14 protein-coding genes are annotated in these 11365 nt (G+C 36.6%); 2 read left to right on the top strand and 12 right to left on the bottom strand.

What is annotated here, in order from left to right; all coding sequences use genetic code 11:
* Positions 1-95 precede the first annotated feature (95 nt).
* From BBROOKSOX_RS06920 to BBROOKSOX_RS06880, 9 genes are all read right to left on the bottom strand, one after another.
* The gene (locus BBROOKSOX_RS06920) at positions 96-389 is read right to left on the bottom strand and encodes an FtsB family cell division protein (RefSeq protein ID WP_139660487.1); all 294 of its coding nucleotides are present in this window, start codon (positions 387-389) and stop codon (positions 96-98) included.
* A 2-nt stretch (positions 390-391) separates the two neighbouring features.
* Entirely contained in the window at positions 392-796 is a 405-nt protein-coding gene (locus BBROOKSOX_RS06915; RefSeq protein WP_010646948.1) for an RDD family protein, read from the bottom strand.
* 2 nt (positions 797-798) lie between these two features.
* Complete coding sequence (locus BBROOKSOX_RS06910) at positions 799-1623, bottom strand: peptidoglycan DD-metalloendopeptidase family protein (RefSeq protein WP_257607794.1); 825 nt, start codon at positions 1621-1623, stop codon at positions 799-801.
* On the bottom strand, positions 1601-3040 hold the full coding sequence (gene xseA, locus BBROOKSOX_RS06905; protein ID WP_139660485.1) for an exodeoxyribonuclease VII large subunit: 1440 nt from the start codon (positions 3038-3040) through the stop codon (positions 1601-1603). Before xseA ends, BBROOKSOX_RS06910 begins: the two co-directional genes overlap by 23 nt.
* A 14-nt stretch (positions 3041-3054) precedes the next feature.
* Entirely contained in the window at positions 3055-3543 is a 489-nt protein-coding gene (locus tag BBROOKSOX_RS06900; protein ID WP_139660484.1) for a Smr/MutS family protein, read from the bottom strand.
* A 50-nt stretch (positions 3544-3593) separates the two neighbouring features.
* The gene (gene rpsT / locus BBROOKSOX_RS06895) at positions 3594-3854 is read right to left on the bottom strand and encodes a 30S ribosomal protein S20 (protein ID WP_010646941.1); all 261 of its coding nucleotides are present in this window, start codon (positions 3852-3854) and stop codon (positions 3594-3596) included.
* 74 nt (positions 3855-3928) lie between these two features.
* Complete coding sequence (hflD, locus tag BBROOKSOX_RS06890; protein ID WP_139660483.1) at positions 3929-4534, bottom strand: high frequency lysogenization protein HflD; 606 nt, start codon at positions 4532-4534, stop codon at positions 3929-3931.
* A 16-nt stretch (positions 4535-4550) separates the two neighbouring features.
* Positions 4551-5633 (bottom strand): tRNA 2-thiouridine(34) synthase MnmA, encoded by a 1083-nt coding sequence (mnmA, locus tag BBROOKSOX_RS06885; protein WP_139660482.1) that lies wholly within the window; start codon positions 5631-5633, stop codon positions 4551-4553.
* Positions 5634-6551: a PhoH family protein gene (locus BBROOKSOX_RS06880; protein ID WP_139660481.1), complete on the bottom strand. Its 918-nt coding sequence runs from the start codon at positions 6549-6551 to the stop codon at positions 5634-5636.
* Positions 6552-6623: 72 nt separating this feature from the next.
* Here BBROOKSOX_RS06880 and BBROOKSOX_RS06875 point away from each other — a divergent pair, with 72 nt between their 5' ends.
* Together BBROOKSOX_RS06875 and BBROOKSOX_RS06870 are read left to right on the top strand one after the other, a co-directional pair.
* Complete coding sequence (locus BBROOKSOX_RS06875) at positions 6624-7127, top strand: copper chaperone PCu(A)C (RefSeq protein ID WP_139660480.1); 504 nt, start codon at positions 6624-6626, stop codon at positions 7125-7127.
* 1 nt (position 7128) lies between these two features.
* Positions 7129-7812, top strand: coding sequence for an SCO family protein (locus tag BBROOKSOX_RS06870; protein WP_139660479.1), 684 nt, complete (start codon positions 7129-7131; stop codon positions 7810-7812).
* Between the two features lie 223 nt (positions 7813-8035).
* Here BBROOKSOX_RS06870 and BBROOKSOX_RS06865 read toward each other — a convergent pair whose 3' ends face one another.
* The 3 genes from BBROOKSOX_RS06865 to miaB form a co-directional block, all read right to left on the bottom strand.
* Positions 8036-8818: a glycosyltransferase family 25 protein gene (locus tag BBROOKSOX_RS06865; protein WP_139660478.1), complete on the bottom strand. Its 783-nt coding sequence runs from the start codon at positions 8816-8818 to the stop codon at positions 8036-8038.
* Positions 8819-8834: 16 nt separating this feature from the next.
* Complete coding sequence (locus tag BBROOKSOX_RS06860; protein WP_139660477.1) at positions 8835-10097, bottom strand: O-antigen ligase family protein; 1263 nt, start codon at positions 10095-10097, stop codon at positions 8835-8837.
* Between the two features lie 149 nt (positions 10098-10246).
* Positions 10247-11365 (bottom strand): tRNA (N6-isopentenyl adenosine(37)-C2)-methylthiotransferase MiaB (gene miaB / locus BBROOKSOX_RS06855; protein ID WP_139660476.1); only part of this gene is annotated, 1119 nt, incomplete at its 5' end.

Here is an 11365-nt window from a genome sequence, read left to right as displayed (position 1 = left end):
AGGTATTTTAGCAAAAGTTGGTTGATTTGTCTATGGTTATTGTTGGTTTTATTGTTATAAATCAATTTGTTGTGTGGTTTTTAAGAGTTGACTAATTAGCGTGGATTGATTTGATAATAGCGCTCACCTTTTTTAATCAAACCAAAGCGATAGCGTGCTTGAGATTCTAATATCTCTTTATCTGTTGCATTTACTGCTTTTAATTTAATACTTTTTATTTTATTTTTCTGTTTTAAGTATTGATTGTTACGCACTTCTTGGTCAACAATACTTTGTTTTTTTATTAACGAAAATGGAAAATGGTTGATGAAGAAGTTTTGATAAAGTAAGACTGCCAGTATAAAAATAAGAATGAAGGTCAGCCAGTATCGAGAAATACAACTTTGCATGATTAATTTTTAGTTAATCGTGTGTTTGAAAATCTATCATTCAGAGCGAGATTGTCGCTATTAAATAATTGGTAAACAAAACCAAGCCCAAGGGTTGTAAATGATACAATAGATAAAATAAAGCGAATAAATGCCTGCTGATGCGTGATGCGTTTGCCATTGTTTTGTTGTATGTGAAACTTCCAAGCCTTCATACCTAAAGTTTGTCCGCCTTTAACCCATGACCAAGTAAAGTAAAAATAATAGGTCAATAAAACCACGAAAAATATAAAAATATTGGTTTGCGCTTGTTTGTCAAAAAAGACGATAAGAATAACGCCAATAATAAAAAATGCCAATGAAAACGCTAAAAAACCATCGTAGGCAATCGCACCTAATCTGCGCAGTAAAGAGACATTTGATTTCATTATTACTCGCCCATCAAAAGGTTTGGGTTAACAGCAGTGCGATTGAGATAGATGCCCCAATGCAGGTGTGGACCAGTGGCACGACCAGTCTGACCAACCATGCCAATAATCTCACCTTGTTTGACCGATTGACCTTGTTTGACTAGGTGTTTATCAAGATGAATATACACGCTAACTAACCCTTGTCCGTGGTCTAAAAATATCGCATTGCCATTAAAAAAATAACGACCCGTTAACAGTACTTTGCCATTCGCAGGTGCTTTAATCGCTGTACCCGTGTTGCCTGCATAATCTAGTCCAGCATGAGGTCTGCGCGCTTGTCCATTATAAAAGCGTTTGAGTCCAAATGCACCCGTGGTAGGTCCATCAACAGGGCGAGTGAATGCGCCATCAGCTAAGGTCTGGGTAGAAAAAGTCATTCTCGGCTTTGATAATATTAAGCGCTCTTTTTTGATGCGCTGCATATGCGCATCTGTTGGATTAACGTATTTTTTCTTTTTGCCTTTTAGGGTGATGTGCTGCTCTTCATAAGTATGTTTTTTAATCTCAAATTCAAAAATATGATTGGAAAAATCTTTGACAGTAATAGATTTTTTACCCAATTTTTCCATCAGTGGAATGCCGAGTAATGCCTGCCAATGGTCGTTTTTGATGTGTTGCACATACAGGGGTACTTTGCGGTAAAACGCTTTTGGATTGCTGTGATTAGTTTTAAAGTCAATCACGGCAATGCCACCAGGAACTGGCGTATTTTTAATGGGAATACTTGCCAGTGTCATGGTGGAAGATAACAGCAATAAAAGACTAATTTTTTTTAATGTTTTCAATTTTTTTAACCTTGGAATAAATTTTTCCATCCCTTAATTGTGTGGTCATTAATGTACCTATTTTAACCTCAATGGTCGTGCTTAACACCCGATTATTTTTAAGCATAGAAATACTATAACCACGAGAAAGCGTATTGAGTGGCGAGAGATGATTAAGTCCTGTGATATATATCGAGAGTTTATTTTGTTGTTGTTCAAGACTGCTACACATTGATTTTTCTAGATTTTGCATGAGCTTTGATAGGTGTAAATTCTGCTCGGTGATCGTGCGTTTAATGCTGTTGCGTAATTGTGTTTTTGCTAACTGATTCAGTGCTTTTTTGTGCGTGATATCGGCACTTGGCGAGTGTTGTTTTAGTTGTTCAAATAGAGTATTAAGTTTACTTTGGTTGAGATTGAGTGTTGTTTTTGCATAATAATTTAAATTTGAATGTAGTCCATCTAACCTTTGCGAAAACACATTTAATTGTTGATTAGGCTTCGGTATTCTTAAATTTAATTGCTCTAATTGGTATTGATAATTAGCTAAAGATTGTTGTGTTTGCTGTAATAAATTGGTGTGTAGCCTGCTAAGTTTGGTTAATAACTCCAACCTATCAGGGGTTGCCATCATGGCAGCAGCACTGGGTGTTGGTGCGCGTTTGTCTGCGACAAAATCGGCAATAGTGGTGTCAGTCTCATGACCAATAGCGCTGATAATGGGCGTAGTGGTTGCAAATATAGCCTTGGCTAATACCTCTTCATTGAACGCCCACAGGTCTTCTAATGAGCCACCACCACGCGCTAAAATTAAAACATCACAGCGCTCAGATTTGTCAGCAGCATAAAGTGCCTGTGCCAGTTTTTCTGCCGAACCTTCGCCTTGTACAACACAGTCAAACAGTAATATTTCAGCAAATGGATAGCGTTTATTGAGTACTTTAATGATATCTCGAATCACCGCGCCATTTGATGAAGAAATCACACCAATGGTATCAACTTTTGTTGGCAGAGGCTTTTTATGTTTTGCATCAAACAAACCTTTGTCACGCAACTTGGTTTTTAATTGTTCAAAAGCAGCTTGCAGGTTTCCCACGCCTACAGGCTCAAGATGACGAACAATCAGTTGAAAATCACCACGCGCTTCATATAATGTTGGTGCAGCATGGAGCAAAATCTCCATGCCGTTTTCTGGGTTGAATTTAATATTGCGTTGATTTAGACGGAATAAAGCGCAACGAACTTGCCCTCGTTCATCCTTTAAAGAGAAATACCAATGCCCTGAAGCGGGGCGCGATAAATTTGAAATTTCACCTTTAAGCCAACAAGTCGGGATATTGTTTTCAATCGTTGAATGACATAAGGATAAGAAACCTGACACTGAATAGATTTCATCAAGATTAAAGGCATTGTGTGTATCAAAATCAAGTTGTGACATTGTTGACTTGTGCCTTATTGTTTTAATAAGGCGAATATTGCACCTGTGCCACCATCTTTAGGTGGGCAAGAATGAAACGCCAATACTTGCGGATGCTGTTGTAAAAAATTTACCACTTGGGTTTTTAGCACACTCATTTTATTATCAGAACGATACCCTTTGCCATGAATGATGCGCACAAATTGCTCAAATTGTTCGCGATAGATAAATTCGGACAAAGCCTCACAAGTCTGTTTTATCGTATATCCATGTAAATCCAATTCTGATACATTGTCAATATGACCACGCTTCATTTTGTTCATCATTTTCCCTGATATACCACTCTTTGTATAACGCACTACTTCTTCCCCAGCAATCGTGCCATCAATAATATAACTGTATTCTGTAAATGGTGGTTTTCTTTTGAGCTTGCGTATACGACTAACGCCATCTTTATCTACTGGTGCTTGAGTATTCACAGTATCTCTGAATAATAAAATGTCTTCTTTGTCAATTTTATTCATAAAAAAAAGCCCTCAATTGAGGGCTTTATTATATAAGCAATATAATGAATTTATAGCGCTTTAATTTGTGTGTTAAGGCGAGATTTTTTCCTAGCTGCTTGGTTTTTGTGCATTAAGCCTTTGCTAACTGCCTGGTCAAGCTCTTTTTGCATTTTAGCGTAGCCACCTTGTGCTTCTTGCTTATTGCCAGCCTCTAAAGCATAAGCCACCTTCTTAATGAAAGTACGAACTCTAGCGCGAATTTGAGAATTGTGTTTATTGCGTTTAACTGCTTGTCTTGCGCGTTTTTTAGAACCTGCTGAATTGGCCATTGTATAAAAAGTTGTCAATTAATAAAAAGGCGTAATTATACCTTAATCTAAACACACGGACTACAAAAATAGCGCTAAAAATCGATAGTGTTTATTAATACCAGCGATTGTTTTTTATTAAACAGTAAATGCCAAGTTTTTCCGCCTTGTGATTTCCATAAAGATACTGCCCGAATGCCTGCTAATAGTAAGGCTCTAATGTGATTTGCTGTGTGTTGATTGGACAAATAAAGCTGCTCACCCCTTACCATGATTCTTGGATTGAGTTCGCCCAAGGTAGATTTGTAGAGTTCACCTAAGCGTGCTAAGGAATTAGAATGAGAGAGCTCAAAAAAGTTTTGCTTTTTAATTTGGTTGATTTCATTTGATATTTGCGATAAAAATTTTTGGTTTTTCATTAATTTCTTCTCAAGGTTAATCAGTGCCAAAGCATAGAGAACAATATTTTGTGTATTTTTTTGTTTTTTGCTAAATGCATTTTTGAGCGAATGGAGACCGATAGACAAGTCTTTTGATGATTGAAATACATCTTCAATATTTGTGCTGTTGTTGATAATACTTTTTAGACTGACTTCGTTGCCTTGAGTGTTACAAGTGCCAGTATTTGCCAGTTGGTCAACTAAAGTTGTGCTTTGTAATAAAGAGGCAAGTGCTAAGGTGCGTTGTTTGAGTTTGTTCATTTTTAATGGTTTAATGTTAAGTTTTACGAGTTTCTATAATAGCACCACCCAAGCAAACATCTTGGGCATAAAAAACGACCGATTGTCCAGGTGTAATTGCGCGTTGTGGCTGGTTAAATTTGATTTTTATTTCACCATCTTGCTCACTAATCGTACAGTCTTGTGATACTTGACGATAGCGTATTTTTGCCATGCATTTTAATGGAAAAGTTGGTGTTGCTGTAATCCAATGCGGGTTTGATGCGCTTAAGGATTGATGATATAGTCGTGGGTTACCACCTTGTACTACCAACAATTCATTACTTTCTAAGCGTTTATCAGCAACAAACCAAGGCGCTCCTGAGGTGCCAAAGCCACCTCCGATTTCTAAGCCTTTGCGCTGACCAATCGTATAAAACGCCAAGCCTTGATGATGTTTAATAAATTGCCCATTTTCATCAACAATATCACCTTGTTGTGTGGGTAAGTAAGTCTGCAAAAATTCAGAAAAATTACGCTCACCAATAAAGCAAATACCTGTTGAGTCTTTTTTATTAGCAGTGACAAAGCCATTTTCTGTGGCAATCTTTCGAACTTCATTTTTGTTGATTTCACCTAATGGAAATAGACTTTTTGAAAGTTGGTGCTGGTTTAAAAGATGCAGGAAATAACTTTGGTCCTTATTATTATCTAAGCCAACTTTAAGCTGGAAGATTTCATTTTCTTGTGTAATTCTAGCGTAGTGCCCAGTAGAGATTTTGTCTGCACCTAAATTAAGTGCATAGTCTAAAAACGCTTTGAATTTAATTTTTTGATTACATAAAACATCAGGGTTTGGCGTGCGACCTTTTTTGTGCTCTTGGAGAAAATGTTCAAATACATCATCCCAATAGTCGCTTGAGAAATTAACGGTGTGTAGTTTTATCCCTAATTTATCAGCAACTTTCTGTGCATCAGACAAATCTTGTTGTGCGGTGCAATGCCCATCTGTATCATCTTCTTCCCAATTTTTCATAAACAAAGCCTCAACTTCAAAGCCTTGTTCTATTAGTAGAAGGGCGGCAACAGATGAGTCAACCCCACCTGAAAGTCCAACAATGACTTTAAGAGGGGTTTTCATTTATGTAAACTTGTCATAGGCGGATACAATGCGTTGTACTAAATGGTGACGCACGACATCTTTTGTTTCAAAATGACAAAAAGAAATTTTGTTTTCGTTTTCCAATACTTTGATAGCATGAATCAAGCCAGAGTGTTTTGGGTTGGCTAGATCTATTTGAGTAATGTCGCCAGTAATCACCATTTTTGATGCAAAACCTAAACGCGTTAAAAACATTTTCATCTGTGGAATGGTGGTATTTTGCGCTTCATCTAAAATAATAAAGGCTTCGTTGAGTGTGCGGCCACGCATAAAGGCTAGTGGTGCAACTTCAATGATGTTTTTATTGAGCAGTTTTTCTACTTTGTCAAAGCCTAACATTTCATATAAAGCATCATAAATAGGGCGTAGGTAAGGGTCAATTTTTTCGTTCATATCACCAGGCAGAAACCCCAATTTTTCGCCCGCTTCTACTGCAGGGCGTACTAAGATAATGCGACGCACATCAGAGGCTTCTAAGGCTTCAACAGCGCGTGCTACGGCAAGGTAGGTTTTTCCTGTGCCCGCAGGACCAATACCAAAAGTGCAATCTTTTTGTTTAATATCTAGCACATATTTTTGCTGGTTCTTGCTGCTGATATGGATAAATTTTCGCTTGGTTTTAATATTTACCGACTGCTCTGGCAAGTCATCATGCGAGCAGGCTTTGATTGTCATTTCAACATCGTAAATTTCAATGGGACGGCTAGTGCTTAATGCGGTTAAATCTTGCAGCACTCTAGCAGCAATATGTTTGTTCTCTCCCTTGATGGTGAAGTCCTCGCCTTTGTTGTTCATTATGACATCTAGGCTTTTACTGATCAGATCTAAGTGTCTATCAAATGAGCCACAAACGCTGGAAAGTTGATCACTGTTGCTGATTTCAAGTGTTAGTTGCATAGGGCATTTACAAAAAAGATATTTATTATTATAATGTAGTAAAATTTTACCAATATAAGTAAGGATAAAGTAATGAAAAAAATAACATTAAATTTAGTATTGAGTTTATTGTCTTTAGTCTTTGCTACTCAAATAAATGCTGTGACACATGATCATGAAGGGCAGTATGATATGGAAACCATCAGTGTTGACAATCCATGGGTGCGTTCGGCACCACCAAACGCACCAATATTAGGTGCGTTTATGGAAATATCCAATCATTCTGATGGTAATATTAAACTGCTATCTGCAAATACTAAAGGCTATAAACGCCTTGAGCTACATAAAACTGTGTTTCAAGGCGGTATGATGAAAATGATTAAACAAGATTTTATGTCTATTCCTGCCCACGGCAAGTTAACTTTAAAACCAGGTAGTTGGCATATTATGATGATTCAACCTAAGAAAGTGCCAAGAGAAGGCGACTCTGTTGTCATTAAATTAGTGTTTGATAATGGCTTGTCGAAAACTATATATGCTAAAGTAAGAAAAGGCAGGGCGATGGATTCTAAAAAAATGATGCATCATCAGCATTAAAATGTTGAAAAAAACTTCAATCGTCATTGTTGCTGTTACTATTATTGTCGTTACATTTTTTTTGTACGGCAATTCTAATCGTGATTATAAAGCGTTAGGGTCGCAACTTAAAGTCTCCCATATTATTTACAATCCAAACAAATCACTACCATCGTTTTCTTTGGTTGATCAGGATAATCAATTATTTAATAATGATAATTTGAAAGGCGGCTGGACTTTGCTGTTATTTATCTATACACATTGTCCAGATGTTTGTCCGACTGAGTTGCTTGATATGTCGACTCTGAAAAAATTAATGCTAAAAGATAAAGCCATAAGTACACCAAAAGTTGTGGTAATTACTTTTGATCCCTTGAGGGATACACCTGAAGTGTTAAAAGAATATGTCAGGCATTTTGATAAAGATTTCATCGGTGTTTCAGGAGAGCAAGCACAAATTAACCAGCTTATTAAGCCTTTCGGTGCTTATTATGAGCGTGTTATCTACGATGAAAAAGGTAAGTCAGTTATCCTTAAGGCTAATGATAAACTACCTGAAAGTGCACTGCAAGATGGCTATGTTATTAATCATACCGCTTGGATTTATTTGATTAACCCTGAGGGTCAAATTTTTGCAGGATTCCCATCGCCACACAATCCAAGTAAGATGGCAGATGATATTAAATTAATAATGAATCAGTTCTAAAAATTAGCGCAATATAAACCCGCTGTTATTATGCTAAAAATATAGTATTGCATTAATATAGCGATATGTTCACTTGATAAAATACATTGGATTGTGTGCATTTTATTGTTAAATATTTTTAATACCACATCATTAGCATAAGTAGATACTAGACGCTTGAGCGTGCTTGGTAGGGTATCTGTATAATTCGTGAACCTGATTTATGTGTTAATATTCTTATGTTTTAAAAATCTTGCTTTCTAATTGCTATATAGCGCCTCTCAGACTTTGTGATTAAGGCTACTTGCCTTAACCCCAACTTTAACTGAAAGATAATTCTTTTAATTCGAAAATCCCAGCTTCCTTTTGGATTGTTAGCGCTACTAACTGTGGATTTGGTGGTAATATTATTGATGGGATTTTGGATAGCATAATCTCTACATTGGTCTAATTGAATAATAGGTGCTGGCTCTACTTGGTAAGCTTTGATATTATGACAGTCGGTAATATGTGCGTCTGCTAGTGCAATACCTTTTTTTTGCTCGCATTGGAGCAGTTTTTTAGCACCTTGTGGCCAAAGTATATAGCCTGCAGCACCTGTTCTATCTTGGTAGAGCCTAAAGAGTTTTGAAGCGCAAGCAATGCTTTCGCCTGTTTTGGCAACGAACTTTTTTCTATTTCTATTCTCAAGACTGATTAACTCACACTTTTTTTTATCAGCAAGGTCTGCCAGTAGTTTTGGTGTGTATTTAGACAGTAGCACATCATCTTCTAAGATTAATGCAGGTTCGTTACTTTGAATAATTTTTCCCCAAGCATTTTGATGTGAGTAATAACAAGCTACTTCGGTATTTTTTAAAGGGCGTTGCCAATCTTTAGCATGTTTTTTATAGGTTATCATATCTATATCATGAATTGAAGTTGCCTCTAAAAACTCAAAATCTAATTTGAGTTTTTCCATTTGTATTTGTTGAAAATTACGACGCTCTATGGCACTTGACAAGCTGATGATTAAAATATTCATCATTATGTAAGCTCCATTGTTACGCTAAAGTTGTATCAGATATGAACTGAGTATTGTTTACACTAAATGCCATTAGTGATAATACAAAAAACATATAAACCCCATTGGGTGCTGAGTGTACAATCCAGGTTTCAGTTAGCCCAAATACCATGCTTGACAAAATAATCCAAATGCCGACTAACCCTGCCCATAATTTTTCTGGGTTATTTTTGATCGTTTGGAAAAAGAATTTAAGGGGTAATAAAAATATACTTACCATCAAAGCCAAGAATCCAACGATGCCAAATAACGCCAGCCAGCCAAAAAAAATATTATGTGCATTTCTATAAGAATCGCCAATGACATTGTATCGTGGATATGCTGCGGTGAAACGCTCAAGTTCTAGTCTAAAATCACCACTACCAGAGCCAAAAAATGGATGTTTTCTAGCCGTATTAATAGCAACTTTCCAAAGAATAAATCGCTCACTAGCGGTTCCAGATGGTTGTTTTTTGTTGCTATCTTCATTGTCAACAAATTGAGTGGCATTGGTAACTGTAGCATTAAATTTATCAATTGTTTGACTGGGAAAGATACTAATAGTGACACAAATCGTCAAAACAATACCGATACAAATTGCCATTATTGTCAATCGTAATTGTTTTTGCGTGATGAGTAAGTATAGAAAAATTAACAACAACAAGGGGATTGCCATCCAAGAACCTTTTGCGCCAACAATCAAACTTGCACTGAGTGCAGATAATGCAGATAGTGCCAGCAATACTTTGTCCGTTTTATTGAAACTTGTTAGCAATGATAACAATATATTAATTCCAGCAATAAGCATGGAAAAATCACCATATATGATTGAATGATAAGCGCCTGCTGAGCCACTATTGAGTAACAAGTAAATGAGCGATATGAAGCCTGATAGCGTCGTTCCAATGTAGAACACGGTCAACATTGAGCGCTGATAATACCTAAAAAGAATAAAAACAGGTGCCGAGAATAAAAAATAACTGAATTTTCCCAATTTTTTAAAGCCACTATAAACATCATCAGAATTTACCATGCCCAGTAAATAAATAAAAAACACCGCAGCAAAACCAATTAAAACCGTTTTCTCTTGTGTAGATAATGTTGGCGTAAGTTTTTGGATATAGATAACACTCAATATAAATAACAATAAATATATGGTTGATACTGCACTACTCACAAGTGCCATCAATATGGGAAATAAAAACACCAAAGTCAAAACCACAGTCTTGAATTTTTGAGTAGATATATTGGTTAACAAGTGCATAATGACATTTTTTTAACTAAAGAAGCAAGATGTTATAGTAAACAAAATAAAATTACAAGCCCAAGCTTCTGTAAGTTAGATTGTTAAACCCTCATATTTTATGACCCCCCCAAAAGGAGAAAAAACATGAGTAACACTATTGCACCCAACTAAATTGCTAACACCCCCATCAGTGAATTAGCACGAGCATCTGTAATTTTTACATTAACAATCTGACCAATTAAAGACTCGTCACCTTTAAAATGTGTGTTACGCATATTTTCGGTGCGTCCGAATAAATTATCGCCTTTTTTGGCTTTGTTTTCCACCAAAACTTTTTGCACACTACCAATCATCGCCTTAGAGATTTGTTCGGTTGATTTATCGATGGTTTTTTGTACAAGTGCAAGTCGTTCTTTTTTGATTTTTAATGTCACATCATCAGTATAAGTCGATGCAGGCGTTCCAGGGCGGGCAGAGTAAATAAAACTAAAAGATTTATCGAAAATAACCTCATTAATAACGGTCATTGTGTCCGCAAAATCTTGCTCATTCTCACCAGGGAAGCCAATAATAAAATCTGAAGAAATGGAGATATCAGGGCGTACCTTACGCAAACGCCTAATTTTAGATTTATATTCAAGTGCAGTGTGTCCGCGCTTCATTAGCGTTAGAATTCTATCAGAGCCACTTTGAATAGGTAGGTGTAAGTGTGATACCAATTCGGGTACCTCAGCGTAAGCTTGAATCAGGCTGTCACTAAATTCAACAGGGTGTGAAGTGGTGTAACGAATTCTATCAATGCCGTCAATTTGCGCTACAATAGTAATCAGTAGTGCTAAATCAGCTGTTTCACCATCAGCCATTGTGCCTTGATACGCATTGACATTTTGCCCCAATAAATTCACCTCTCTAACTCCTTGACTGGCTAATATTTGTACCTCGTTAATAACATCAAAAAAAGGACGCGATACCTCCTCACCTCGAGTATAAGGTACGACACAAAAAGTGCAATATTTAGAACATCCTTCCATAATAGAAACAAAGGCCGTTACGCCATTGGTTTTAGGCTCAGGTAGATGGTCAAACTTTTCAATTTCTGGGAAAGAGATATCAATACTTACGGCTTTATCACTTAAAGCATTATTTAGCATATTTGGTAACCGATGTAGAGTTTGTGGTCCAAAAATCATATCCACATAGGGGGCTCGTTTTAAGATAAGTTCCCCTTCTTGTGAGGCGACACAGCCACCGACGCCAATGATTAAGTTGGGATTTTTTTCTTTGAG

Source organism: bacterium endosymbiont of Bathymodiolus sp. 5 South (assembly GCF_900128535.1).
GTDB lineage: Bacteria > Pseudomonadota > Gammaproteobacteria > PS1 > Pseudothioglobaceae > Thiodubiliella.
This window is presented reverse-complemented; position numbering and strand designations above follow the sequence as displayed.

Bases quoted from the DNA above. Each gene is read 5' to 3' on its own strand.
- BBROOKSOX_RS06920 (WP_139660487.1), bottom strand. From the start codon at position 389: ATGCAAAGTTGTATTTCTCGATACTGGCTGACCTTCATTCTTATTTTT.
- BBROOKSOX_RS06915 (WP_010646948.1), bottom strand. From the start codon at position 796: ATGAAATCAAATGTCTCTTTACTGCGCAGATTAGGTGCGATTGCCTAC.
- xseA (WP_139660485.1), bottom strand. From the start codon at position 3,040: ATGTCACAACTTGATTTTGATACACACAATGCCTTTAATCTTGATGAA.
- BBROOKSOX_RS06900 (WP_139660484.1), bottom strand. From the start codon at position 3,543: ATGAATAAAATTGACAAAGAAGACATTTTATTATTCAGAGATACTGTG.
- rpsT (WP_010646941.1), bottom strand. From the start codon at position 3,854: ATGGCCAATTCAGCAGGTTCTAAAAAACGCGCAAGACAAGCAGTTAAA.
- hflD (WP_139660483.1), bottom strand. From the start codon at position 4,534: ATGAACAAACTCAAACAACGCACCTTAGCACTTGCCTCTTTATTACAA.
- mnmA (WP_139660482.1), bottom strand. From the start codon at position 5,633: ATGAAAACCCCTCTTAAAGTCATTGTTGGACTTTCAGGTGGGGTTGAC.
- BBROOKSOX_RS06880 (WP_139660481.1), bottom strand. From the start codon at position 6,551: ATGCAACTAACACTTGAAATCAGCAACAGTGATCAACTTTCCAGCGTT.
- BBROOKSOX_RS06875 (WP_139660480.1), top strand. From the start codon at position 6,624: ATGAAAAAAATAACATTAAATTTAGTATTGAGTTTATTGTCTTTAGTC.
- BBROOKSOX_RS06870 (WP_139660479.1), top strand. From the start codon at position 7,129: ATGTTGAAAAAAACTTCAATCGTCATTGTTGCTGTTACTATTATTGTC.
- BBROOKSOX_RS06865 (WP_139660478.1), bottom strand. From the start codon at position 8,818: ATGATGAATATTTTAATCATCAGCTTGTCAAGTGCCATAGAGCGTCGT.
- BBROOKSOX_RS06860 (WP_139660477.1), bottom strand. From the start codon at position 10,097: ATGCACTTGTTAACCAATATATCTACTCAAAAATTCAAGACTGTGGTT.